Origin of the sequence: Archangium minus, from assembly GCF_044360475.1 — a bacterium.
Taxonomy (GTDB): domain Bacteria; phylum Myxococcota; class Myxococcia; order Myxococcales; family Myxococcaceae; genus Archangium; species Archangium minus.
On record NZ_CP043494.1, the window covers coordinates 10,959,742 to 10,985,401 of the forward strand.

The 25,660-nt window shown below is 66.5% G+C and carries 14 protein-coding genes; 11 read left to right on the plus strand and 3 right to left on the minus strand.

Going from position 1 to position 25,660, the window contains the following annotated elements:
- Positions 1 to 45: 45 nt before the first annotated feature.
- Complete coding sequence (locus F0U60_RS44890; protein ID WP_395825726.1) at positions 46 to 1,116, plus strand: EamA family transporter; 1,071 nt, start codon at positions 46 to 48, stop codon at positions 1,114 to 1,116.
- A gap of 30 nt (positions 1,117 to 1,146) precedes the next feature.
- On the opposite strand, the gene F0U60_RS44895 is transcribed toward F0U60_RS44890, so the two are convergent.
- The 3 genes from F0U60_RS44895 to F0U60_RS44905 are packed head-to-tail and all read right to left on the minus strand — an operon-like array spanning position 1,147 to position 3,193.
- Positions 1,147 to 1,524 carry a translation initiation factor gene (locus F0U60_RS44895; RefSeq protein ID WP_395809579.1) on the minus strand — a complete coding sequence of 126 codons (378 nt, stop codon included), beginning with the start codon at positions 1,522 to 1,524 and terminating at the stop codon, positions 1,147 to 1,149.
- Between the two features lie 11 nt (positions 1,525 to 1,535).
- Complete coding sequence (locus F0U60_RS44900) at positions 1,536 to 2,870, minus strand: thioredoxin domain-containing protein (protein WP_395809581.1); 1,335 nt, start codon at positions 2,868 to 2,870, stop codon at positions 1,536 to 1,538.
- Positions 2,867 to 3,193, minus strand: coding sequence for a cupin domain-containing protein (locus F0U60_RS44905; protein WP_395809583.1), 327 nt, complete (start codon positions 3,191 to 3,193; stop codon positions 2,867 to 2,869). Before F0U60_RS44905 ends, F0U60_RS44900 begins: the two co-directional genes overlap by 4 nt.
- A gap of 38 nt (positions 3,194 to 3,231) precedes the next feature.
- On the opposite strand from F0U60_RS44905, the gene F0U60_RS44910 reads away from it, so the two are divergent.
- The 10 genes from F0U60_RS44910 (at position 3,232) to F0U60_RS44955 (ending at position 25,467) form a co-directional block, all read left to right on the plus strand.
- On the plus strand, positions 3,232 to 4,299 hold the full coding sequence (locus tag F0U60_RS44910; RefSeq protein ID WP_395809585.1) for an aminomethyltransferase family protein: 1,068 nt from the start codon (positions 3,232 to 3,234) through the stop codon (positions 4,297 to 4,299).
- 489 nt (positions 4,300 to 4,788) lie between these two features.
- Complete coding sequence (locus tag F0U60_RS44915; RefSeq protein ID WP_395809587.1) at positions 4,789 to 7,203, plus strand: hypothetical protein; 2,415 nt, start codon at positions 4,789 to 4,791, stop codon at positions 7,201 to 7,203.
- A gap of 25 nt (positions 7,204 to 7,228) precedes the next feature.
- Positions 7,229 to 8,374 (plus strand): hypothetical protein, encoded by a 1,146-nt coding sequence (locus F0U60_RS44920; RefSeq protein WP_395809589.1) that lies wholly within the window; start codon positions 7,229 to 7,231, stop codon positions 8,372 to 8,374.
- On the plus strand, positions 8,371 to 9,756 hold the full coding sequence (locus F0U60_RS44925) for a hypothetical protein (RefSeq protein ID WP_395809591.1): 1,386 nt from the start codon (positions 8,371 to 8,373) through the stop codon (positions 9,754 to 9,756). Before F0U60_RS44920 ends, F0U60_RS44925 begins: the two co-directional genes overlap by 4 nt.
- 22 nt (positions 9,757 to 9,778) lie before the next feature.
- Complete coding sequence (locus F0U60_RS44930; RefSeq protein ID WP_395809593.1) at positions 9,779 to 13,591, plus strand: hypothetical protein; 3,813 nt, start codon at positions 9,779 to 9,781, stop codon at positions 13,589 to 13,591.
- 31 nt (positions 13,592 to 13,622) lie between these two features.
- Positions 13,623 to 15,107 carry a hypothetical protein gene (locus F0U60_RS44935; RefSeq protein WP_395809595.1) on the plus strand — a complete coding sequence of 495 codons (1,485 nt, stop codon included), beginning with the start codon at positions 13,623 to 13,625 and terminating at the stop codon, positions 15,105 to 15,107.
- Between the two features lie 10 nt (positions 15,108 to 15,117).
- Positions 15,118 to 17,445 (plus strand): hypothetical protein, encoded by a 2,328-nt coding sequence (locus F0U60_RS44940; RefSeq protein WP_395809597.1) that lies wholly within the window; start codon positions 15,118 to 15,120, stop codon positions 17,443 to 17,445.
- Positions 17,446 to 17,460: 15 nt separating this feature from the next.
- On the plus strand, positions 17,461 to 18,555 hold the full coding sequence (locus F0U60_RS44945) for an extracellular solute-binding protein (RefSeq protein ID WP_395809599.1): 1,095 nt from the start codon (positions 17,461 to 17,463) through the stop codon (positions 18,553 to 18,555).
- Positions 18,556 to 18,673: 118 nt separating this feature from the next.
- Positions 18,674 to 25,084, plus strand: coding sequence for an FG-GAP-like repeat-containing protein (locus F0U60_RS44950; RefSeq protein WP_395809601.1), 6,411 nt, complete (start codon positions 18,674 to 18,676; stop codon positions 25,082 to 25,084).
- Complete coding sequence (locus tag F0U60_RS44955; protein ID WP_395809603.1) at positions 25,081 to 25,467, plus strand: barstar family protein; 387 nt, start codon at positions 25,081 to 25,083, stop codon at positions 25,465 to 25,467. Before F0U60_RS44950 ends, F0U60_RS44955 begins: the two co-directional genes overlap by 4 nt.
- The last annotated feature ends 193 nt before the right edge of the window (positions 25,468 to 25,660 follow it).

The window sequence follows — 25,660 nt, forward strand, 5'->3', positions numbered from 1 at the left end:
GGGTCCACCCGGCTCCCATGTCCAAGCAGGAGGCACACGGTGTCCATGTCACCCGAGGTGAAGGGAGCGTTGATGGGCCTCGGAGCCGCGGCGCTCTTCGGACTGAGCGCGCCCCTGGCCAAGCAACTCCTCCCCGCGAGCGGCCCCCTGATGCTCGCCTCGCTCCTCTATCTGGGGGGCGGGTTGGGGCTGAGCCTCGTCCCCCTCGCGGCACGACTTCGCCGGGCTGGCGTCCCCCGCCGGGAGGCCCCCCTGGAGCGGAGGGATTGGCCTCTGCTCGCGGGCATCATCCTCTGCGGAGGGATGCTCGGCCCCGTGCTGATGTTGGTGGGGCTCGCACGGCTCTCGGCGGTGGCCACCTCCCTGCTGCTCAACCTCGAAGGCCCCTTCACCATCCTGCTCGCCGTGCTCCTCTTCGGCGAGCACCTGGGCCGGCGAGCGGTACTCGCCACCGGGTTCATCTTCTGCGGCGCGGCGGTGCTCGGGCTCCAGTCCGGCGAGGTACGCGCGGACTGGCTCGGCGTGCTGGCCGTGGCGGGCGCGTGCCTGTCCTGGTCGGTGGACAACAACCTCACACAGCGCCTCTCGCTGAAGGACCCCGTGACCGTGGTCCGCATCAAGGCCCTCGGAGCGGGGAGCAGCATGCTCGTCCTGGCCACCGTCACGGGGCAGTCACTCCCGGGAGCACACGGAGTGGCCGCGGCGCTCGCGCTCGGTGCCGCCAGCTACGGCTTGAGCATCGTCCTGGACATGTATGCTCTGCGACTGCTCGGGGCCGCTCGCGAAGCCGCCTACTTCGCCACGGCCCCCTTCCTGGGAGCCCTGGCCGCGCTACCACTGCTCGGCGAGCGGCTCTCCCTCACGGAACTGCTGGGCGGCGCGGCCATGGCGCTGGGCGTCGTCCTCCTCGTGCGCGAGCGCCATGGTCATCTCCATACCCACGAGGCGCTGGAGCACGAACACCTGCACGTGCATGACGAACACCACCAGCACGAGCACCCGGGCATGACGGACCTCACCGAGCCCCACAGCCATCCCCACCGGCACGCGCCCCTCACCCACAACCATCCACATGTGTCCGACCTGCACCACCGGCACAAGCACGGACCGCCCTGAGCCCCACTCGCCAGGGGCCCTCCAGGGCACTCACCCCACGGTGACGCGGCGCACGCCGCGGGCTTCCAGGAGCGAGGGGAGACGCTCGCGCTGATCTCCCTGCAGCACCAGGGTGTCGCCCTCCACGGCACCGCCACACCCCAGGGCGCCCTTGAGGGCCTTCAGCCACTTCTCCCGCTCCGCCTCAGGCAGCCCGAGCTGCTCCACCACCGTCACCTCTTTGCCCCCACGGCCCTTGCGCTCCATGCGCACCACGGCGCGCGCGGGGCCCTTGGGCTCCTCGGCCTTCACCGGCGCGGGAGGCGGCCCCGAGGGCAGCTCCTCGCGCTTGAGGCCGAGCGAGGCGAAGGGATTGTTGAAGGGGCCCGCCGGAGCGGGCGCCTCGGGCTTCTTGTCACGCTTGCCCATGGCGCCCTCGCTCAGTGCGCGTGGGCCTGCATCGCCTGCGGCGGAGGCAGCCCGCGGAAGGCTTCGGCATTCGCGTTCCCGTCCGCCATGATGAGGGCGTACAGGAAGGCCGGGTTGGCCATGGCCTCGCGGCCGTTGATGACCACGAGCGGCGTGCCGTGCAGATCATGCTGCCGGGCGAACATGATGTCCTCCACCAGCTTCTGGCTCGTCTCCGCGCTGGCGACACACGACTCGAGCTGCGAGCGAGGCACCGAGCCGGAGCCGAGGATGTCCAGCACCACGTCGCGGTTCGTCAGCGTGCGCTGAGCGGCGAAGAGCTTCTCGCGCAGCTCCCAGTAGTCGGGGGCGGACTCGAGGCAGATCTGCGCCTTGGCGGCCACGCAGCGCACACCCGAGCCGTCGGTGGCCTGCGGAGGCATGGTGGGGTTGCACTCGCTGTCGAGCGGGAACTGGCGGGCCTCCAGCGACAGCTTGCCCTCGGGGAGACGCTTCTTCATGAGGGCGAGCACCTCCACCAGGGACTTGCAGTGGGGGCAGCGGCTGTCCGTCCACTCAATCATCTTCACCGGCGCGGTCGTGGGCCCGTAGAGGCGGCGCGCGGGGGAGCGGGCCGGCAGCGGCGAATCCTGGCGGTACTGGGCGAGCCCGTTGGAGACAGCCTGCTGCTCCTGAGGGGACAGGCTGCCCAGGTAGGCCTCGAGCGAGCCGGGGGCCGCGGAGGCGGACATATTGGCGACCTTCTCGTCGGCGGCGGTGGCCTGGGGGGTCTTCAGGCCGAGCCCGAGCAGCGCGACATAGGCGGCCACGGCGAAGCCACCCGCCCACTGGAGGGCGCGGCCCCACTCACCGGCCAGGGGCATGACAGGACCGGGCAGGCCCTTCCAGGCCACGGCGGCGAAGGCGAGCGTGAGGGCGTAGGTGACCAGACACGTGGGGCACAGCGCACCGGCGCTGGCGCTCGCGGCGGCGAAGACGACGACAGCCAGCACACCGGCCGCGGCCGTCAGGCGCAGCCCGTTGACGGCGGGACGCACGGTGTACCCGTTGCGCCGCCACACGAGGTAGAGCGCGGAGAGCGCCACGGCGACCAGGCCCCACATGAGGCCGAGCCCCGCCACGGGAATGCGGAACAGCCCGTGCACCGCGCTGGCGAAGGGCGAGTTCCACACTGTCTCGCAGTTGACGCGCTCGGAGATACCGCAGCTGGTGGTGCCGCCCGCACGCAGAGTGAGCAGCTCCATCCACTGATAGATGGCGAGCGCGCTCTGGGCGAGGCCCAGGCCCAGCAGCGCCAGGGCACCACGGACGGGTACGGGAGGGGGCGGATTGGCCTTCTTGCTCATGCGTGCTCCGGAGGGGGGGTCATCAAAACGAGGAGGCGGGCGTTGTCGGGGCCGTCATTGGTGACGCCGTGCTCGACGCCCGCGGGTGCGAAGAGGGCGGCGCCGGGGCCATGGGAGGCCTCGTCCGCGCCGATACGGAAACGGCACTGCCCCTCGAGGACGAGGTACACCTTGTCCGAGGTGGCGTGCTTGTGGGGCTTCTGCGACTGGCCGGGCGTGAGGCAGTACACGTCCAGGAAGAAGCGCTCCGACTTGAAAAGGTTGTGCTTCTGGAGCTTCTCGGCGGAGAAGCCCAGAAAGTCCGACAGGTGTCTCACATCCATCGTGGCATTCACTCCCGGGCCTCTATATAGCGACGGTCATGGAACCGCTGTCTCTGCATTTTCTTCACGAGCAGGCAGGAGCCCACTTCCTGGAGGTAAACGGCCGGGAGGTGGTGGCCGACTATGGGGACATGGAGGCGGAGTACCGGGCAGCCCGGGAAGCGGTGGCCCTCCATGATGCCACCTACCGGGAAGCGCTGCGGATAACCGGGGAGGACCGCGCAAGCTTCCTGCACGGGATGGTGACGCAGGAAATAAAAGGGTTGGCCGTCGGGGCGGCCACCTACGCGGCGATGATCACCGTGAAAGGTTCCATGGTGGCGGACGCCCGCGTCGTTCGCCGGGAGGCGGACCTGCTGCTGGACGTGGAGCCCGGGCTGGGCGCTAAAGTCCGAGAGTTCCTGGAGAAATTCCTCATCTCCGAGGACGCGGAGCTGCACGACGCCACGAGTGAGCAGGGGATACTCAGGCTGCTGGGCCCCCGGACGGCCGAGCTTCTGAGCGCCGCGCTGGGCACCCCCTTCGAGCCCCTGCCGCAGAACGCCACCCGGACCGCCACCCTGGCGGGCCAGCAGGTGCTCCTGGTGGGGTTCACCGGCCTGGAGCCCCACGGAGTCGACGTGCTGGTGCCTCGGGGTGGGCTGGAAGCGGTGTGGAAGGCGCTGGTGACGACGGGCGCGAGCCTCGGAGTGAAACCGCTCGGCTGGCGGGCGCTGGAGACACTGCGGGTGGAGGCGGGGGTGCCGCGCTACGGCCAGGACATGGTGGACACCACCATCCCGCTGGAGGCGAACCTCACGAACGCCATCTCGTACAACAAGGGGTGCTACATCGGGCAGGAGGTCATCGCGCGGGCCACCTTCCGAGGGCACATGAACCGGAAGCTGGCGGGCCTGCTGCTGGGGGCGACCGAGGCAACGCCGGGCACCGAGTTGAAGAAGGATGGGAAGAAGGTGGGCTGGGTGACCAGCGTGGTGCGCTCGCCGCGGAAGGGACAGAACGTGGCGCTGGGGTACGTGCACCGGGACCACCTGGAGCCGGGAACGGTGCTGACGGTGGGCGAAGGCCCGGCCGAGGCGACCGTATCTGCGCTCCCGCTTGGTTGACGGCGCCCCCCTCCCCTCTCCCTCTGGGAGAGGGACGGGGTGAGGGTATGCGCCGCACTCGGGGAGCAGTCCTGGGAATCCACGCACCGGAATGCCGCCGCTCGAGAACTGGCCGCACCGTGCGCGTGAAGGGAACTCGACCATGAACTGGCTTCCGATTTCTCGGAATCCAACAGCTCCAGTGCGGTCGATTTCTAGATAGACGCTCAAGAAGGGGCGCATCGCCAGCACGGGCACCCGCGGACAATCTTGACGCGCATCGCGTCCAGCGACCCCCTTAAGCCGCAACTTTTGCGCGTGCAATCATATTTCGGATTGTGTACACAGGTTCACACTCCGTACAGGCCGTATTCCAAGCTCAATTCGTGAATCATGGAATACGAGAGCCCCTAGCAGACGCGATCTGCCCCGGGTTCGTACCACGTCTGACAAGCTTTCAACTGCGGCCATGCCCCTGGTCCTTCAGGGCGGCATGCAGAGGGTTTCCTCATGCATTCGATGCGTTTGTGTCTTTGGGCCAGCTGCTTGTGTGTCATCGCCGCGTGTATCCAGAACAGAGAACACACCGAGGCCCAGCAAACCCAGCCAACCTCCGAGCTCTCGTCTGAGATCATCACCGACCGGGAGATCGAGGCCTATGCCTATTCGAACCCGGACCTCCTGGACGGCCTTCCGAGCGAGGTTCCCGTCGTCGTCAGTTACAAGGGCCGGACGCCCACGGTCGCATTCCGCATCGGCTGTGGCAGCAATTACGGAACGATGCTGGAGGCGTTCGGGTACGATCGGAACCTCACCCTCGGCGAAATGGAGCACTGGGGTGATCTGTCGAACCTGCCGGACGACCTGAGACGGGCGAACGGGAATGTCGACGTTCCCATCATCACGCTCCGTTGTGGGAAGACGGTGGAGGAGACGCGCCAGCAGGTTCTGCAGGTCTTCTCGATAATCGGCGCCACGGCGGACAAGCCCCAATACTACCTGCGCCTTCGCAGTGCTCCCGACTACCTGTTCTCCGCCAGTTGCCTGAATCTCTTCACGGCCCTCGGCGTCACGGACACGACGGGTTCCGACCTCGTGGCGAAGAGTATCGCCACCCTGCCTACCACTCGCGACTTCTGGTTGGATCCGACGGACCACGGGCTCACCGCGCTCGAAATCAACTGCTATTCAGCCACGGCCAGGCCACTCCCAGCGCCTCCGAGCACGATCCCCGTCCTTCCAGCGACCCCCATCCCGTTCGACAGGCCCCAGCTCTTCGTCAGCGACTACCCCTTCGACGGTGTCCGGACGTCCAGGCCGCTGTACCTCATCTCCAACGGCCTGGGCTATGCGATCGACTGCGGCTCCAATCGGGCACAGGTTCAGCAGGCGTTCGGCTTCGGCACCACCACTCCGGAGCTCATCGCGCAGGATGATCCACGTTTCCTCGCGTCGCATCCCAACGAGCAGCCGGTCCTCCACTGCCGCAACGACGACCTCATGTCCGTCCTGGTCTTCGAGTCCCCGGCCAGCATCTCCAGCCTCTACTACCGGTTCAACAAGAGCAGGAACGCCCTCTTCCGCTTCTCGTGCAGCACGGCCGCGCAATATTTCGAGACCACCACCTTGCCCGCCCCCGACGGCGGGACCACCAACAAAGCCCTTCTCAGCACGCGCCAGGCCCTGGACTACCTCCTGTTCGACCGCAACCAGCCAGAGGAGAAGACCCGTCTCTACGACATCAACTGCGCGGGTCCGAGCGAGTCGGACCTGGCCATGGTCGATACCTGGTTCGCATCCGTCTTCGGGCGTCCCATCACGGAGGGAGAGCGCTCCGTCTACAGAGCGACGTACAACCGCCTCTGGGACGAGCTCCGGGGAGACTCCACCCAGATCCATACGGCCCTGGTCACAGAGCTCGAGGCGAAGGTGCTGTCTTCCGAGCTGCCCGCCGTCGTGGACCGCGCGCTGGCGGCCGCGAACCCGGCGCCGAACATCGAGAGCGACTGCGAGGGTCATCACATCACCGACTACCTGAAGGGCAAGGTCACGGGCGGCGGATTCGGGGCTCCGCTGCGAGCGAACTTCTCGCTCATCCGGGACTTCATCCAGGAGCGCGCGCCGCGGCTCGTGGTCCGCATGCGCACGCACTTCAGGTGGACCTACGGAATAACCTCGATCGGTTCAGTCATGGAGAAGGGCTTCAACCGAGGGCTCATGGAGGACCCGGATGACGACCTGGCCTTCCTGTCGCTGCAGCGCTGTGCAGGCGCGAAGATCTTCGCGGATTCGCGCCTCCTCGAGACGTACGTGGGCAGAGGGGTGAGCAACGGCAAGCGTTACAACATCTACCAGCCCGGGCTCGACGACTTCGTGGCCTACACGCATGACGTGGCCTTCTTCAAGACCGACGTCGGCAACAACAAGACCGCTGCCTTTGAGACAGGCATCTATCAGTGGGTCTACAACCTGGTGCAGAAGTCGCATGCCCCCTGGCGGCGTGACCTCATCCAGGCCTACGACGACGTCTTCGGCTGCGTCCATACGAGCGACACGCAGTCCGAGTGCGCCGCGGACGAAGGCATCTCCTGGTGGACGGGGGCGTTCTACCGGCCGGAGGTCAACATCCCGGCCACCCCCAATCCGGACTTCTCCCTCGCCATGCTGCGCGAGAGCCACGAGTTCTACCTCCAGGACGAGTGCACCCCCGCAGGCAGCGCTTGTGCCTATGAAATCCCGAAGATCGTCGAGCGGGCCTGCAAGCGCAACAATCTCTCGTGCTCGAGCTCGACCATCGAGTCGAAGACCACCTCCATCCGCGGCTTCATCAAGAAGGGCACCTTGAAGGCGAACTATCCGTCCATCGAGTGCTACGTGCGGACGAAGACCACGACGGGTTGCAATTTCACCTACATCCGCCAGTAGCCCTCCAGCCAGGAACATCGACGCCATGAACAAGCGACTGCGATTGCTGCTCGCCACGCTCCTCGTGTGTTCCGCGGCCGGTGCCGCGGCGGAGCCCACGGCCAGCTCGGACAGCGCCTGTCAGGGGAATGACAAGCGCATCTGCTACGAGACCCTCGCGGCCCATGGGGATTACCAGGGCATCATCGACCGGATCAGCCTGAACGTCATCGGCTACGAGCCCATCGAGAAGTACTTCCTCGGCAGGGCGCACTTCGGGCTGTCGAACCGGACGGCCGCCCACAGCCTCCGCTGCTTTCACACCCTCCGCGCGAAGGATTTGCTCGAGGCCTTCCTCACCGAGCGCAACCACAAGTTCGAGACGCAGCAGACGTTCGGGACGTCCGATGAGATGCGGTACGTCTATCACGCGACCAAGACGATGGACGCGCTCAAGAGCGTCACCGGCTGCGAGGAGTCCTCGCACACCGCGACGAGCCTGGAGCGCTATGCCCGGCGCTACGCCATCGAGCGCATTCAAGGGCTGGTCTACAACACCGAGACGGATGGAGTCCTGGGGCCCCTCTTCCGGGAGAAGATGGGCTCCTTCCAGCAGATGATGCAGAGCCTGGTGACCACCGCGTCCCAGGTCGAGACCCGCTACCGCGCGGCGTCCATCGAGCTCGACGCCGGGCGGACCCAACTGTTCTCCATCCGGGACGACATCAACGCGCAGTTCGGCGCGGGAACCGTCATCACCGATGACTCCAGTGACACCACCTTCCCGCTCTTCCGCTACGACCAGAACAAGAAGCAGGCCATCCTGACGGGCCTGGATACGCGCTACCAGGGACTCCTCCAGGTCGAGACCCGGGTCACCGCCCTGGAGACCCAGCTCCTGGGTGCCCTCGCGGCCCAATCCATGGACGACTACCTCCAGAAGAAGGAGCAGACCATCCTCAGCGTGAAGCAGCTCTCGGCGGAGCTCCTGCTGGGCGTGAATCTGTGGACCCGCTTCTGGGCCTCCGAGGAGAAGGGGTTCGCGAAGCTCAAGACCGCGGCGGCGGCCGAGGGCAACTCCATGCTCTTCACGCACGCCACCCGGATCGACACCGACTGGCGCACCAAGATGAAGGTCCACTGCAGCGCCTCGAATCCCGCCTGGTACTGCACGGGGGGAACCAATCCATGACATCACCGCGCCGCGTGGCGCTTCCCGTCACGCTCTTCCTGATGACGTCTCTGTTCCCGCTCTCCCTCCCGGCCGCCCAGCCCGGGGAGGAGATCGTGGTCCCCACCTACGGCTTCCCCCAGGTGGAGAGCCTGTGGCAGGCGGCAACCGGGGGACGCCCCCTGGATGCGAGCCTCGTCACCGTCCTGACCACCCACCTCGGCCAGCCCTCCTCCGGAGGCGGCGGTGGGGGGGGTGGCATCGAATACGAATTCGCGGCGGCCGCGCCACGCGCGAGCGCCACGGCGGCAGGTCCCATCCTGCCCATCGTCAGCCTGGAGGCGGGCCTCGCACGAACCGTCCATGAGCGGTCCGCCCGGCTCGACCTGCTGCTCGGCGCCGTTCAGGGTTACCGCGCGGAGGCGGACCCGATCAATCGCAGCATCGCCCTCGAGACGTGGTCGAACGCCGCGCACCTCGAGCTCTTCCTCACGAACACGGCCGTGTTCCTCGAGGGACAGACGCGCGAGCAGAAGTGCCTCTCCTACGAGCGCGCGGCCGATCATGCCCGCTTCCTCGGATGGACCCGGCAGAGCCCCACGGGCGGCCCCGTCCAGGCCCGGGTGCCGACGGGTTGGGAATCCCTGCGCACCGCGGCCAGCACCTTCTTCGCGAACAGCTTCGTGCGCCATATCCCCGACGGCATCTGCTCGCTCCAGCGAGCCATCCGCAAGAGCGAGGTGGAGAAGACCGTCAGGGGGGCGGTGGACCAGGCCATCGCGGTGAAGGTCGGCAAGGAGATGGATGCCACCCTCCAGATCGCCGAGCGCAAGCTGGCGGACTACGCGAGCGCCGGTCAGACCTCCGTCGTGGAGGTGCCCACGCGCGAGATCTTCGCCCTGAAGAAATCCGTCAGCGACACCCGGCCCGTCCACGACTTCGTCGTGCAGGACAAGCTGATGCTCTACAGCGTCCCGCAGGGAAGCCAGAGGCAGCCCCTGGTGACCGACCTCGAGGACAGACAGAAGCGCATCAGCGCCATCATCAACGCCACGGGAGCCGCCGAGCTCAGCGCGGAGGTCACCAGCGCACGTGCCACACGGGACGCGCACACGCAGTTCCTGTCGGACACCGTGACCCTGCTCCGGGAGATGGCGGTGACCCCCGGGCTGAGCACCAGTGCCCGGGATCAGGTCAAGGTCTGCGTGACGCTTCCGGCGGTGGTGACGCCGCAGAACCTCGAGGGCCTCGCCACGCAGCTCAATACGTGTCTGGCGCAGCTCGCGGCGGTCTACACGGCGCTCAAGGCGCAGAGCGGCACACGGCCAGGGTACGGCGATTTCGCCCAGAAGTTGGATGACCTGTCGTCCGCGTATGTCGACATCGCGACGCGCGGGCAGTGAACGGCGAGACGGGGTTCAATCAATGAAACGCTTTGCATACCTCTTCGTGCCGCTGCTGGCACTCCTCCCCTTCGCCGCCAGGGCCCAGGGCCCCTCGTGCGCTCCGGGCAACGAGGTCGCGCTCAGGACCTACATCAATCAACACGTCTCCGCGCTGCGGATCGCCAACTACCGCGCGGACGTGCTCCTGATGGAGAAGAGCTTCAAGGAGCTCGATGGGCTCCTCCAGAGCACGGGCTGCGCCAGCATGGCCCCCCTGCTGTGTGATTCGGAGTGCTCCTACCAGCTCGCCAACGTCCATCTCTTCCGCGCGACCGGCTATCCCCTGATGCGGGAGACGAGCAATGCCTGGTTCCCGTCCGATACTCCCGGTGACAACGGGGAGACGCGCGAGCCGTACGAGGCGCAGGCCATGCTGGGGGTCCAGCGGGTCGAGCAGGCCCTGAAGAACCTCGCACGCCAGCAGCAGGCCGCGGGCTCCAGCACCAATCCGATGGACCTCCCGCTCAACCGCTTCCTCAAGGCACATGCGCGCCTCAACTCGCTCAAGGCCCGGCTCTTCGTGGCGGCGGGAGACATCTGGTATCGCAAGGCCTCGTTCTCCCGCCTCGACAACCTGCAGTACCAGGTGGCGGAGACGCTGGGAGAGGATGACCGCGCGAAGAAGAAGGGAACCGAGTACTACAACGCGGCGACGTATTACGACCAGGCGTTCTGGGTCATCCTCGAGGCGAGGAGCAGCCTCCCCGCGGCGAACGCGGACCTCTTCAGCTCCGAGTTCTCCACGCTCACCTCGCTCGAGTCCGACGTCAACACACGGCTCGACTCGGTCCGTAAGGGACACCTGTACCTCGGCATCGACCCGGAACAGCTCACAGGCAACAGTCTGGCCGCCCTGTCCCGGCAGCTCGTCGGCCAGCGGGAAGCCATCCGCCGCCAGGAGGGAGAGCTCCGCCAGCAGATGGAGACCTGGGCGGCCAAGTTCACCACCAACACCAATCAGCAGTTGGACCTCGCCAATCAGCAGAACTCGCGCGTCCTGGACCTCGAGGTGTACAAGCTCGCGCAGATGCAGGCGGCCGCGGGCCGGCTCACCCAGGAGCTCCGGGCCGAGGTGGAGCTCATCGACCGGAGCATGCCGAAGTTCCATCTCGAGCAACGCATCAAGGCCATCGAGGCGACGCTCGCACGGGAGCAACTGGAGCTCTCGCACCAACTCCAGAGCATCAAGATACAGACGGAGCAGGATCTCCTCGGACTGGAGAAGGAGGCCATCAACGCCAGGCTGGATGATCTCCGCTTCAGCATCGACATGACCATGGCGGAATACAACTTCGCCATGCAGGTCGAGGCCCTGCTCGCCCAGAAGGAGGAGCTCGACCGGCAGTTCCTGGCGGACAAGGCGGAGATCGACATCCTCGAAGCACGCAAGGGACAAGTCCAGAAGAGCATCGAGGCCGCGCAGTGGAGGATCGACCTCACCGACATCCTCATCAACAAGTACAAGACCGCGCAGGAGACGTCATTCAAGTCGGCCCGTATTCCCATCGTCGAGCAGATCTGCGCCGTCGACGCGGAGCTCGTCTTCTACAGCAGGAGCCCAGCGTATAGCGGCTACAGCGATCCCGTGTCCGGACACTCCTGCACGGTCTCGCCTCCGAGCACGAACCAGGAGGTCAATCTGGAGGAGATCTGCCAGGCCCGCGCGAAGCTGCAGGCCGACCAGCTCGCCAACATCCAGAAGATCCGCGACTGCATCAGTGGCGGAAGTTGCAGCAACATGACCGGGACCGAGAAGTCGGTCGTCGATGCCATCAACAAGCTCAGTGAGGCAAACCAGGAGGTCATCAAACATCGGGCCAGCTCCCTGGCGAAGCTGAAGGCCGTCCTCCAGGAAAAGGAGGCGGAGCTCCGCAAGGCGACCGATGCGGCGATCGGAATCGCGGCCGTCAAGGCCACGGTCGACGTGCTGTGGACGACCGCCGCCGCCCTCGCCGCCAATCCAGACGATGCTACGGGCGTCATCGGGTTCATGCCCGTCAAGACGATCAACATCTCCAAGGCCATGTTCAATAGCGCTAAAACCGCGGCCGAGGGAGCCTCGAATCTGCTCAACTTCGGCTACCAGATGGCCCAGTTCCATCATCAGCTCGAGTCCGAAAAGCTCATCAACAAGCAGGAGCTGGAGGATATCGCCAACCAGATCGACGCCATCGTGAAGGAGCTCGACGTCGAGAAATGGAGCAAGCAGCGGGAGCTCGCGGAGATCTCCGTCCGACTCACCGAACTCCAGGGTGAGTACGACAATGTGACGAACGAGCAGGAGGTCCAGCGGCTCGAGTGCGATGGAGAGAAGGCCAATCGTGAGACCACGGTGGCAAGGCTCCTCAAGTCGCGCGCCGCCCTCGTCGGGCAACTGCAGCAGAACGCGGATGAATCCGCGCTGACGCAGTTCGACATCCACGAGCAGGAGAACATACGGGCCCAGGCACAGACGGAGATCGAACGGTTGAACCTCGAGATGCTCGAGTACAACCGGCAGCAGGAGAAGATCCGTATGGACCAGCAGAAGCTCACGGGCATGAAGGCGGCGATCGACCGGCAGATCGCCATGGCCCGGGGTTACCAGTCCACCGTCAAGTCGCTCCAGGGCGAGTACTCCGACACGAAGAGCCTGCTGAAGGCCATCAACGAGAAGCTCAAGGACAGCATCGTCCTGCGCGAGCAGAAGGAGCGGGAGTTCGTCTCGGCGGTCCTGGCGCAGTCCGGCAAGGTCGCCTTCAGTGAGATCGCGGACCTGAAGAGCAAGCTCGCGGAGCTCGAGGACGCCGACCAGCTCGTCGCTCAGGTCCACGCCCTCGAGCAGAAGCTGGCCGTGGAGGTCGAGGGCTCCTACAAGAACATCCTCGCCATCATCCGGAAGAACATCCAGGCGGGCGATGACCAGGCGGGGACCGCCAACTCGCTGTTCTGGGACTTCGAGAACCTGGCGGCGGAGCTGTCGCGCGGTGCCGGCGACATGCTCGACTACAAGCGAAGGCTGCTCGAGAACGCGAACTTCACCTACAACCTCTACCGCAGCCGCTACAACGTGCTCGCCCAGTTCGCGGGCGATGTGGCTCCCATCTCGGAGGAGTACGCGTTCATCAGCAACGCCATGGAGCTCGAGCGGGTCCTCGCGGATTGCTCCGCGCTGGACACCAACGAGATCTGCAAGCCTCGCTCGCTCATCTGGGACAACAAGAACATGACGGGCACGGTGGCGGAGTTCACCCTGGAGAACACGAGCACCCTGCTCCAGCAGATCCTGGCCGAGGGGCGCGTGCGCTTCGAGATCTCCCCCCACGGGCAATCCCTGGCGAACAGCCAGCGGCTCGGCAACCTCGTGCTCTGGCACGAGAACCTGATGAACACCGAGTCCCCGATGCTGCTCGTCCACGCCATGGCCCTCGCCGACGGTTCGAGCTGTGGAAGCAAGGCGATTGTCCGGCACCTCGGCTCGGGCACCCTGTTCGCGCCCATGTCGCGTGACAACGCCGCTCCGCAGGCGACCCTCGTCGTCCGCAAGCCCACGGACCTCGAGATGCCCGTCTGGACGAACGCGGAGCTGGGCCTGTGGACCTCGCGAAGCGACACCTTCCGCTCCGGCTCCTTCACGGCGGCGGGGCTCGAGACCGTGATCCAGTCCGACCGGGTCGGCAAGCTCGAGTACCCACTCGTGGGCCTGCCCCTGATTGGAACCTATGAGCTCATCGCGACACCGAGCTTCGTGGGATGCCTCTCCGGAAGCAGCACGTCCAAGCTGAAGCTCGGCTTCATCTACGTCATCAAGTAATCGCAGGTCTCGGATGAGAAGGGATTTCGTCATGCATCGGTTGGTGCTCGAGAGAAAGGCACCCCTCTGGGTCGCGTGCCTGCTCGCCGGACTCTGTATGAGCGGGCCGGCGGCAGCGCAAAGTGACTGCAACAGCAATGCCGCATCGTGCGACTTCCAGGAGCGGAAGACGACACTTCGCGCGCAGCTCTGGAGCAGCGCGTGCCTGACTGGCACCTGGCGGCACCTCAGCGCCGTGTACTTCCCCATGGAGAACGGCCAGCTCGTGACGAGCAAGCGGGCGCAGGTGAACTTCCTGAACGGGACCTGCGCGTTCCACCAGGACCGGCGCTACATGGACGCCAAGAAGGCCCGGGAGCAGCTCGACCGGGGCATCGACGAGCTCCAGCGCGCACAGACCTCCGGGCTCCTGCGGTCGCAGAGGCACGTGGCCTCGCTCCTGGAGGGGCTGCTCCATTGTGAGCGATTGAAGCAGCTGGCGCCGGAGGTGGAGACGAAGCTGGCCTCGCGCGAGCTGTTCTGCGTGCACCGGGGGATGGCGAAGGCGGCCTTCACGAGCGTCAACTGGGCGAACATGGCGCTCGACTACCCTGACTCGACGGCCTTCTCCGTCGGGAAGCACATCGAGTCCATGGGCGCGTGCTACAGCAGCCATCTGAGCGCTGGCACCGATGCGACCTGTGGCATCGTCACGTCGCTCCCGGATGAGCAGGTGAAGAGCATCGGAACCCAGGTGGGGACCACGGAGCTCTCGCGCTACCTGGGGAGCGTAACGGACCAGACGAGCTCGACGGCGACCGGGGTCGGTCCCCTCACGGCCATGCTCGCCAGGAAGTTCGAGATGGTCGACGGGGCCGTCGCGGGCTCCGCCCAGCTCTTCTCGGACTTGAAGCAGCGCAACGAGCGGATCAAGAGCTCGTACACGGGCCTGGCGGAGCTGTATTGCTCGTCCACCGGCGAGTGCAATGGGCCGATTCCCTCGCGCGTCCAGGCCATGAGCACGAAGTACCAGGCGGTGACGCTGAAGGCGCAGAACCTGCTCGGCTTCGTCGACAGGTGGGTCAATGGCCTCTACCAGGACAGCGCCGGGCGTGACGTCCGCGCGGAGCTGGCCAGCAGCAAGACGGCCCTGACCGACACACTCGCGACGCTCCAGGGCCAGGAGGCGTTCCTCGACAAGATCCGCCTCGTCAAGCGGGACATGGCGGTGCTCGCCCGAGGTGCCGAGGCCGAGGACACGGTGTTGAGGAAGCTCTGCAGCCTGTACTTCTGCGAGATCCGCGGAGGGAGCCGGGAGACCTTCCGGACGACCTGTGCCCAGGTCGATCCCATCCTGTCGAAGCCTCGCAGCGAGCTCAACAAGCTCTGCTCCTCCAATGTGGAGACGACCTACGTCTCCGGAGATGGCCAGACCACCGCCGCCGCGCTGTGCCGCAACGTCGGGCTCGGTGCGTACATCGCGGATGGCCGCAAGGACATCAAGGCCTGCATGAACACGTTCTACGTGGGTCAGTGAGAACCAACCGATGAAACGCTTTTGGATGTACGGGGTCGTTCCGTTCCTCCTGGCCGGGTGCGGCCTCCAGGAAGAGGCTGAAAGCCATACCGCGGTCAGCGAGGAGCGGGCCCTCGCCCAGACCCCCCTGATCCCCAAGCTCTTCTCCTACGAGACGACGAGCGGCGCCACGGCGTATGCCGTGGAGCTCCCCCAGGGAGAAGGACGTGCCTCCCGGCTCGCGAGGCTGAACGGGTGCACCGAGGCGAACGCGCGCCGCCTCTTCCGCATCTACGCGGACCCCATCACCCTGCTCCGTGATAGTCCGTGGCAAGATCAGCTCAATGACCCGAGCACACTGGTCCTGTCCTGTCCGGATACGACCGCCTCGGGTGCGCGGGTCTTCGTCGAATCGCTCACCCTGGGCTCCTCCTACCTCGAGTACTCGCAGGGCTCGGGCACGGATGCGGGTCAGCCCTCGTCGTTCCTGGTCATCCCCAACCGGTGTGGAGAGCTGATCTTCCACTTCCAGGTTCCGCAGCGCGCGGCCCAGCAGGAGACGTCGCGGGAGCCCCCCCCGGCCACCGGGGAGCGCATCTACCTGTCCTGCAAGAGGGACCGGCCGGTCGAGTACTCCGGTTGGGAGCTCAACACCGCCTACACGCGGAGTCTCGACCGGTATGTCTATGTGCTGACCCGAGGGGCAAGCACCGTCCTCCTGGACGCGGTGGATGGACTGACGGTCACGGACCTCCAGTGGGACGAAGCGAAGCGCGTGGAGGTGCAGGACAGGCTGCGCGCGCTGTTCATGATTCCGGATTCGGTCCCCAGCGGCTGGACCGGTGAGCTGAAGTACCAGGACGTAGCGGGACGGCCGCTCTTCGACTTCTGCGTGGACCACTGCGGTACGGACTTCAAGCCCGCGCACAAGAAGGTCGTCGATGGAGCGATCTCCTGCTTGCAGGGTGAGCTGGGCGCGGGGGAGTCCTGCACCTACGCCACTCCCTTCACGTATGAGGAGCGCCAGCAGCTCGATGGAACGATTCGCCGGGATGCGCAGCTCTCGACCGGAGCGTTGGTGTTCCCAGCCTGCGGCGGAGCCACCGAGACCTGGCAGAAGCACCTCGGATTCACGCACGGCACCTCGACCGCGGCCTCCTGGCTGGGAGCGATGAAGGCAGCGTATGGAACCGGGACGCCTCCTTCCTCCTCCAGTCCCGCGCTCGCGCTCCCCTGCATCCAGGAGCAGACGACGTGCCGCATCGACCTGTCGCAACTGATTCTCGACGAAATCGATCTCTCGAAGCTCGAGCTCTCGAGCGAGCTGGAGCGCGCGATCCGCACGCGCCAGTGCCCGAGCGGGCCCGAGGCACTGGAGGTCGTCATCGGACCGGGGGCCGTCCTGCGTGATACTCCGTTCCGGGTGGACGCCAGTACCCTTCCGTCCAGCCTCAAGACCCTCCGGATCGGCGGAGAGGCAGGTGCCCGGTCGGTGCTCCTCGTCGCTGAGCCACGGTGCGGAACGGGAGCTGGCGTCTGCACGGCGGCGGTCCCCGCCATCCAGGTCGAGGGAGATCTCGAAGTGGAGCTCCGGTACCTGGACATGCGTCCGATCCCCCCCACCACCCCCGTGGCGTCCCGGCCCGCGCTCGCGCGTGTGGCCGTCCGGGCGAGGGGTGGAACCGGACAGAAGCTGATGCTCCGCCTTCGTGACGCCGATATCGGCGATGCGACGCGGGCATATCCGTTCTACGCGGGCGTGGACATCGCGGGAGGGAGCCTGGCGCTCTACAACTCCGACGTCCTCGCCTTCACGAGCGCCGTGGAGGCCGAGCAAGGCACGGTGTCCATCGTCTCGTGGCCGCAGACGGGGCAGCTCAAGCTGGTGTCGCTCGCCCATGCCAACCCGAGCTCCGGTATCCTCATCGACCTGGATGGACGTTCGCTCTCGGGAACGGTGGATCGCTTCCGGGCCCTGACGCTCAAACCGGGCACCCAGACCTTCATCGGAGGGGCGACCCTCCAGGGCCCCGTGGGAATCCTGTGGTCCGGGATTCCGCAGCCAGGAGGAGAGGACGCCCTCTGGTCCAAGCGGACGACGTTCTCCAAGGGGCTGCCCTCGACCTCCACCCTCTTCCGGACCGAGGCCACCATGCTGCGCGTCCGCTCCGCGGGCCGGCTCGTGTTCGATGCCGCGAGCGTCAGCAACTTCGCCTACGTGGTGCGCTGTCCAGCCCAGGCGTCCGGGGAACAGGCCCTGGTGCAGTTCGTCGTGCCCCAACCGATGACGGACATCCGCTACCCGAAGGCCAGTCCGGGAGCCTGCCAGCTCGAGGCTCCGTGGATGGGGACGCCCTAGGTGAGGAACATGAACATGGGATGGCGAAAGAATCGGTGGGCGTATGCCGCTGTTGGGGGTTTCGTGGTGGTTGCCGCCGCGCTCGGGTATTGGCTGTCCCCGCGCGCCCCGACTCCACCAGCGCCCTCGACGTCGCCGGTCGAGCTCAGCATCGCCCAGAGCGTGGGCGCGGACTTCAATGGACCTCTCGAGGAACTCCTGCGCCCCTTCCTCGAGCAACACCCCGAGGTGCGGCTGTCGGTGCGGTACGACGCACATGCCCGGGAGGGGAGCGATGGCGCGGCCCGTGGCCCCCACCTGGCGCTGCGGGTGTCGAACGGGCCCGCCACGCCCGGAGGCGTTCCCTTGTTCGCCTCGGACTACGTCGTCCTCGCCTACAACAGGGACCTCGTTCCCGAAGCACCGAAGACGTGGCGCGACATCATCGCCCACGGCTACACCCTCAAGGAGAAGGGCACGGTCCCCTATGGAATCGTGCTCGCGGAGGAGATGCACAGCCTCCTCCCCTTCTTCGGCGATCTCTTCCAGGCCGGGGGCCCGGGTGACACGACGCGAGAGGCGTTCGCGCTGCTCTCCGATCTCCGGTTCAAGTACGGCCTCACGCCGGGCGCCTGCCTGTCGGAGTGCGTGGTCCAGGTCTTCAAGGAGGGCCGTGCGCCGTTCGCGGTGATTGGTGAATGGCGGCTGCCAGAGCTGCGGAGTGCACTCGGAGGGAAGCTCGGACTGACGGCGATTCCCGCCCTGCCCGGGAGCGGAGCCAGGGTCAGGCCCGTACAACGGGTGTACGCCCTCTTCCGGGCGGGTGAGGCCCCGAAGCGTGAGCTGGAGGCCGCGGATGCGCTCCTGCGCTTCGTGGAGAAGGAGAGCGCCTCGCGCCTCATGGCGACGCTCGGCAAGGCAGCGCTCCAGCCCGTGGCCGCATCGGCGTCAGCGGAAGAGCTCGCCCTGGCGGCGGCGTCCGTGGACGCAGTGGAAGTTCCCGAGGCGCGCGTGCGCGCGGCGGAGGCCGCACTGGCTCCCATCTGGGAGCAGTTCGCCACCGGGCGGTTGAGCGCCGAGGGCGCGGCCCGCTCCCTGGTCGCCGCCGTCTCGACCCCCGCACGGAACTGAGAGGGCGCACCCGCGCCCTCATGTCGTTTCACAGCACGTGCCGCCGGCTCGCCTCCGGCGCTGCGGCACAGCCATGCCCTCCGCCGGAGGCGCAATGCCATATCAAGGAGATGAGTGGATGAATCGGCTGCGATTGTCGCTGGCCGTCCTGGGGCTGCTAGCCGCCCTTTCGTGTGGACCCACCCGGACGGAAGAGACGAAAAACGAGACACCGCCTCGTAGGTCGAGCGCGATGAAAACGCCCGGAGCCTTGGGCTCCGACGGGCTCACGTCCTTGGGAGCTCTACGCAGGCCCCAGCTGGACGTCACCGTCACGGAGCACCGGGGAGAAGCCCGTGTCACGCTCCCTCTCCCGGGCCTCCCCGCACGCGCGGGCTTCGGACCTGACCTGGCCCTCGGGTACAGCTCCTCGCCCTATGACGCTCGGGACGGCTTCGGCATCGGCTTCAGCCTGGGTGTTCCCTCGGTGGGTATCGTCAACGACTGGGGCGTACCGTACCGGTATGTCACCCCCAACGGGGACCTCGCCGCCCGGCTCACCCTCAACGGCTCACGGCTGGAGCGCGTCCGGACAGAGAAGGTGAACGGCGCCCTGCGCATCATCGAGTACCGACTCGATGGCACGGATTCGCTCGTCCGGGTGTTCCGCCACATGCCCGGCGCGGAGATGGCCGTGCCGGACGGACAGGGCGGCACGCTGGCCCTCGCTGGCTTCCGCGTCGTCTACCCGGATGGACGGCAGGAGTACTACAGCGAAGCGCCAGAGGTCGCCGAGGGGTTGATGCTCAAGCGCTTCTTCGCCACGCGCTGGCCTCTGGTGGCCGCCGTGAGTCCCACGGGCGAGGTCATCTCCTACCAGTATGACAAGCCCACGCAGGATCAACGCTCGTACCTGAGCGCCGTCAGCTTCGCGGGCGGCCGGTCGGCCTATGTCCTCGAGCGCGCGGAGCGGCCGCGTGCACCCACGGATTACGTGATGGGGTACCCCCAGAAGGCGGGCCACCTCTACACGAAGCTGACTGCGCGATTCGACGGCGAGCCGATGTATCAGTGGTGCTTCGTCTACGGTGTATACGGGCGCGAGGGAGCGACGCTCCTCACCCATCCGGACTGCGAGGCGCTCGCACAGGAGGACTTCGCCGCGGAGCTCACGAAGCTCTCGGCGTCCCTGAGCCGGCAGGACAGGCTCCTGGGTGTCTATCGTTTCGGCCGGAGCGCGGCGCCCCTGACACGCGACACGCCTCAGGAGCCGCTCGTGCGGTTCCAGTACTCGGGTTGGACCCTCTCGGACATTCGTGACCACTCGCTCGTCTACGACATCGAGGTCCCGGATGTGTATGGCTTTGGTCCCGAGGGCGGCTCGGAGTTCCTGGACCTGAACACCGACGGCCTGGTGGACGTCCTGCGCGCCTCGCTCTCCGACAACCGGAGCTTCGCGTCGTACAACCTTGGAGACCTCGCCAGGCAGAACCCGTTCGTGCAGCGCGACGGGGTGGTGCTCCAGAAGGTGCTGGGCGGTATCGAGGAACCGCAGATGCTGCGTTTCGACGAGCGCCCCGGCTCCAACAGTCTGTTCTCGACGGGAGACTTCAATGGCGACGGCCTGACGGACGTGGTGCACATCACGGCCTCGGGCGGTCAGTCCGAGTTCTTCTTCTTCCGCGGACAGCAAGGCATCCCCGGCAAGCCGTTCGCGGCCGCCACGCGCTCCAGCGTGCTGGATGCGTATGTCGGTCAGCTCATGCACGGGCGCAGCCGCGTCATCGACCTCAACGCGGATGGAAAGGACGACATCCTCATCGCGAACACGGACGGAGTGACGGCGACGTGGACCGCACATGTGAACATCACCTCGCCGGAGGACAGGGCCCTGTCCTTCCAGACCCTCACCCACCTCCGGTTCCCCTTCACGGCCGGCGCCGGGTGGGAGCTCGACAATCCCGCGTACCGCTTCCTGGACGTCAATGGAGATGGGCTCCAGGACCTCGCCGTGCTGAAAGTGACCGGCGCGGGCGACAAGGGCCTGTGCGTCTACGAGAACCAGGGCGGGGTGTGGGCCTATACCTATACGAACCTGGGGACGGACTCGCAGGGGTGGGACGTGCCGCGCGGGCGGATGGCGGCGGGCGCGCTGGTGTTCGGCTTCGAGGCGGGCGACCCGGTCTGCGAGCAGGGCTTCTTCCTTCCGGTGCAGGGTATCGAGTCCGGCGTGAACCTCAACGCGATGTGGCTCGCGGACGTCAACGGAGATGGGAACACCGACCTCGCCCATCTCACGACGACGGCGGACTCGCTCAAGGTCTGGTTCGGACAGGGTCGAGATGGATTCTCGCGTGCGGAGAACCTCCCGTTGAACACGACGTTGAGTGTCGACCCACAGAACATGTGGAACACACGCGTCATTGATATCGACGGAGATGGAGTCGTCGAAATCCTCGTCTACGAGCCCACGGCCCAGGGTGGACGGCTGCGCGTCATCGACTTCAATCGCACGGGACAGAAGAACGTCGTTGGACCGGATCTGCTCATCGGAACTTCCGAGGGAACCGGACTCCGGCACGCGTTCGTCTATGGCACGACCACCGATGAGCTCGTGCGTGATCGTCGGCGGCTCGGCATGGATGATACGAGCCTGCGTGGCCTCCCCTACGCGCTTCCCGTGGTGAAGCGGCACGCCCTCCTGGTGGGGGGCGAGCCTCCCCTGCTCACGGCCTTCCAGTACCACGCGCCCCACTTCGAGGGCGAAGTGCGAAACTTCGTCGGTTTCGCCCAGAGCGACATGCTCATCCTGGGAGACAACACTCAACCGGACCTGGGAATCCGCCGGACGTACGCCGTACAGGGAACGCGCACGGACCGCTTCCTGGCGAGCATGACCCGCTCGGAGGAAGCCTCCCGCCCCACCCCGGTCGCGATCCGTCCCACGGTGCCCGGCCCACTCGAGACGGCGAGCGCGGTGTCCTTCACCGCGGAGACCTGGAGTGAGGAGCCACTCACGGCCGCAGCGGTCCTCTCCCAACAAGAGTCCAATTGGGCCGTCGAGCCCCTTCCGGAAGCGGAGGCCCGCACTCCCCCCGTGTTCGTGCGCCTCCAAAGCACCCGTTCGCGAATCTGCAGCGAGAGCACGGGCTGTGCGGCCCCGGCAACGAGTACCCGCACGCTCGAGTACGACGCGCTGAATCGCCTTAGGCGTGAGCAGGAAACCCTGAACGCCGTCGTGGGCCCCGATGGCCTGCAAATCCCCTCGCACGCCAGCGTGCGCACGCTCACGTATGACCCTGTCTGGGAGGAGCGGGGAATCCTGACGGCCGTTGACAGCGAGAGCGTGACGGTCCCCTCTTCCGGCACCCTGCTCTCCACGACCACCACCGTGTACGAGGAGCGATGGCCCCTGCCCGTTCGCGTGGAGACCCAGGGAGCGGTCGATCCGGAGGCACTCTCGGGACTCGAGGCCCGGTTCATCCAGGCGCTCCAGAAGAGCACCGTGCGCGTCCTCACGCTCACCTATGATGACTTCGGCAACGTCGTCGAATCCGGAGATGGGCTGGGACTCACGCAACGCCTCATCTACGACCCGACGGGTCTGCGCGTCGTGGAGTCGCGGAACTCACTCGGGCACCGGACCCGGTATTGCTACGGCTTGGCGGAATGCACGCTCGGCGGCACGGGAGATGACGTCCCGGCGCGGAGCCTGGCCCAAACCCACGTCCTGTCCCCGCAGGGCGAGCGCACGGTGTCCAGGTTCGATGCCCTGCACCGCCCCGTGCGGGTGACGGACACGAGCGGACGCGAAGTCGCCTACGCCTACCGTGACGCGGAGGACACACGGCCGCAGCTCGTGCGCGTGACCGAGCGCCGCATGCTCTCCGGGACGCGGACGCATACGGAGCGGCTGTTCGCATTCCGGGCCGATGGCCGCCCCGTGGGTGAGGCAGTCGAGGGAGAGTCCACCGGGGCCCGGGTGCTGGCATTCACCGCATACAACGGGACGGGCACTTCCGTTTTCGCGGCCCGGCCCTACACCCTGACAAAGGGACCGGTGGCGCTCTTCGAGGAAGGGCAGTTCCCGGCTCCCACGGGTGCGCCTGGCTGTGGGCTCGGCCTGGGCATCTGCGCTTCGTACGACGCACTCGGACGTCCGGTGGAGGTGGTTGATTCCTCGGGACGGCACGTCAGGCGCACGACGCACGAGCCCTGGGGGCAGCGGCTCGAGGAGCGCCTCTTGCAGGACGGCGATACCATCGTTCGCGCGCGCACCCACGTCGAACGTCCAGGAGAAATGTACGCACTGGTCGACGAGACGGGTCAGGTCTACCACTACGCACGGGATGCGCGTGGAAGACTCTACGGAATCTCCGCGCCGGGAGAGAGCACGTCCCGTCGCGTGGTCTTCGATGCCGCGGGAGACATCATCCTCAGCCAAGCCCCCGGCGTCCTGACCCGACTCTGGACGCGCGATGTGCGTGGGCGCGTGAGCGACGAGATGACATGGAGCGCCAGCGGGACGGCATGGGAGCGCATCGAGCGGACGTTCGATTCACTCGACCGGCCGACCCACATACGAGCCACTTCCTCGGCGCACCCCGATGGCACCGACATCCTGACGTTTGTCTATGATGGACGCGAGGGGGAACCGGCCTCGCCCGAGTCACGGGGCCGTCTCATCGAAGCCACCGCGCAGGACCTGCTCGCGGCGCAGAGCGTGACGGAGCACTTCACCTATAATCGCAGCGGCCAGAGGACCGGGCGCACATTCGCGTATACCGGAGGAGGGGTCGAGCGCACCTACACGGAGGCGTGGACCCATGCACTGGACAATACGCTGTCCTCCTACCGCGACCCGTTCGGGAATGCCTTCACGTTCGAGCGGTATGGCTCGGGAGCGCTCGCCGCGCTCCACTGGTCGGCGCCAGGACGCGCGGAGACTCCGCTCCTCGCGGGCATGCAGTACAATGCTCACGGTCAGCTGGACGCCTACACGGCGCCACGGACGAGGCTCGAGCGCCGATATGACTATGATGCCGCCTCCGGCCATCTCACACACATCCAGGCCTGCATCTCGCGTGACGAGGGCTGTGTGCCAGCCCAGGACGTGGTCCTCTCGCACCTCGCGGATGGGCGCATCACGGGCATCCAGGACGGTCCCCGGAGCACCTCGTACGCCTACAGCCTCCGCGGCGAGCTGCTCTCGGCCCAACAGGGAGAGGGAACCCATACCTATACGTACGGTCCTTCGGGAGAGGTGAGCAGACTCAGCGAAGGAGCGGACTACCTCTTCGAGCGTGCGCCGGGCACGAGCGTCATCCCCCTGCCCACGGGCGGCAACTTCCGCCTCGACGCATTCGGCCGCATGGCGGCAGGCGGAAGAATGCGCGAGATCACCTACGACCCGTTTGGCCACATCCGGCGCATCGAGCTCGACGGAAAGACTCTCATCTACGGCTACTCGGCTTCCGGAGATCGCGTCGCCAGGCAGGCGCGCGTGACCGAGGGCGCACAGGAGAAGGTCTCCGAGGTCATCGTCTATCCCACGCGCTTCACGCGCGACAACGGGCAGGAGCGGCAGAGCCTGGTTCGCATCGAGGGCAGGAGACTGGCCCTCATCGTCGACGAGCAACGGGTCTTCACTCTGCTGGACGACTCACGCGGCGTGGTGAAGGCATTGGTGGACGAGTCCGGACAGACCCTGCTGCAGGCCGAATACACGCCTTTCGGTCTGGCCACCGTGTCGGGCCCCCCTGACCTGCTCGAGAGCACCGAGCTCGTCTTCAGCTTCACCGGGAGGTTCGCCGATCCCGACACCGGTCTCGTCCAGATGGGAGCGCGTGAGTACGCGCCGGGGCTCGCGAGCTTCACCACTCCAGACCCCTACGCACTCGTGGAGCCGGAACTCTGTGTACGGAGCCCGCTCGAATGCCACCTCTACACCTACGCCGGACACGACCCGATCAATTTCGCCGACGAGACGGGTTTCATGAGGCACAGCACCGGGGCACCGTCCCGGCAACGCACCATCAACAACCGCTCGAGCCGACACCCGTACAATAGACAGCCCCACCAGGCCGCATCGGCAAGGTCCACGCCCCAACACCCGAACAATGGACAGCACTCACGGGCCGCAACGGCACGGTCCACGCCGCAGACCAGGCATGTACCAACCCGTCAACAACAAACCAGCTCTGACGTAAGAATCGAGGGAACAACCGTCCGGGGAATAACCGAAACGCAAGGGGGTCTGGAAACGTGGACCGAGGACCTGCAGCCAACCCTCGACCGGATCCGTTCGGGGGCCCCCCTCCCCCGCGCCAACGCCCACGCCAACGACGGAACCATCTTCCATAACATAGAAGGGCGCTTGCCGCCGCAGCAGCAGCCCGACTACTACCGTGAGTACGTCCATCCGACGGCTGGCGTGACCGGCCCCGGACCACAGCGCGTGATCATAGGGCAAGGCGGGGAGATATTCTACACGCGCGACCACTACGAGAATAACCACGAGGTCCGTCCCGCCCAGCACAGCGCCCCATGAGTGAGCAACCCACGAAGTTCCGCTTCGTCGCCGACCCGGTGCTGTTTGGCCCGGAGGGCAGCCATATCGGCCGCGTCCCGGCCGGCGTGTCAGACAAGGAGCAATTGATGCGCGTTCTCGAAAAAGCGCTCCGGTTCCCGGACTACTTCGGTCGGAACTGGGACGCCCTCGCCGACTGCCTACGAGATCTATCGTGGCTCCCGCCAGGTCGAATCAGCCTGGTGCATGACGCCCTGCCAGACCTTCCGTCGAAGGATCTTCGCACCTACTTGGACGTGCTCGCGACCGCTGTGGGTGACTGGAAGCCGCAGGAGAGCTACGAGTTGGTGGTGATCTTCGCTGAGCGAGATCGTCACCGCGTGCTCGAACTCCTTCCGGCCTGATTTCCCCGGACTTCGCCCCGAGCACTCTCGGGGCGAAGTCCCTTCAGGGACGCGGATGGGTGCAGCTCAGCGGCCGGGCATGTGTTCAATCCACTCGCGCAGCAGCGCGAGACCTTCTTGGGACACGGCGTGACGGGCTGGCCGCCATGCACCCTGAATTCTCGTGTGACCCGGGCCCATTTCTCGGGACGAT

Excerpts from the sequence above, each read along its gene's own strand:
- F0U60_RS44950 (WP_395809601.1), top strand. The coding sequence starts at position 18,674 with ATGAATCGGCTGCGATTGTCGCTGGCCGTCCTGGGGCTGCTAGCCGCC.
- F0U60_RS44910 (WP_395809585.1), top strand. The coding sequence starts at position 3,232 with ATGGAACCGCTGTCTCTGCATTTTCTTCACGAGCAGGCAGGAGCCCAC.
- F0U60_RS44945 (WP_395809599.1), top strand. The coding sequence starts at position 17,461 with ATGGGATGGCGAAAGAATCGGTGGGCGTATGCCGCTGTTGGGGGTTTC.
- F0U60_RS44940 (WP_395809597.1), top strand. The coding sequence starts at position 15,118 with ATGAAACGCTTTTGGATGTACGGGGTCGTTCCGTTCCTCCTGGCCGGG.
- F0U60_RS44915 (WP_395809587.1), top strand. The coding sequence starts at position 4,789 with ATGCATTCGATGCGTTTGTGTCTTTGGGCCAGCTGCTTGTGTGTCATC.
- F0U60_RS44905 (WP_395809583.1), bottom strand. The coding sequence starts at position 3,193 with ATGGATGTGAGACACCTGTCGGACTTTCTGGGCTTCTCCGCCGAGAAG.
- F0U60_RS44925 (WP_395809591.1), top strand. The coding sequence starts at position 8,371 with ATGACATCACCGCGCCGCGTGGCGCTTCCCGTCACGCTCTTCCTGATG.
- F0U60_RS44930 (WP_395809593.1), top strand. The coding sequence starts at position 9,779 with ATGAAACGCTTTGCATACCTCTTCGTGCCGCTGCTGGCACTCCTCCCC.
- F0U60_RS44935 (WP_395809595.1), top strand. The coding sequence starts at position 13,623 with ATGCATCGGTTGGTGCTCGAGAGAAAGGCACCCCTCTGGGTCGCGTGC.
- F0U60_RS44900 (WP_395809581.1), bottom strand. The coding sequence starts at position 2,870 with ATGAGCAAGAAGGCCAATCCGCCCCCTCCCGTACCCGTCCGTGGTGCC.
- F0U60_RS44890 (WP_395825726.1), top strand. The coding sequence starts at position 46 with ATGTCACCCGAGGTGAAGGGAGCGTTGATGGGCCTCGGAGCCGCGGCG.
- F0U60_RS44920 (WP_395809589.1), top strand. The coding sequence starts at position 7,229 with ATGAACAAGCGACTGCGATTGCTGCTCGCCACGCTCCTCGTGTGTTCC.
- F0U60_RS44895 (WP_395809579.1), bottom strand. The coding sequence starts at position 1,524 with ATGGGCAAGCGTGACAAGAAGCCCGAGGCGCCCGCTCCGGCGGGCCCC.
- F0U60_RS44955 (WP_395809603.1), top strand. The coding sequence starts at position 25,081 with ATGAGTGAGCAACCCACGAAGTTCCGCTTCGTCGCCGACCCGGTGCTG.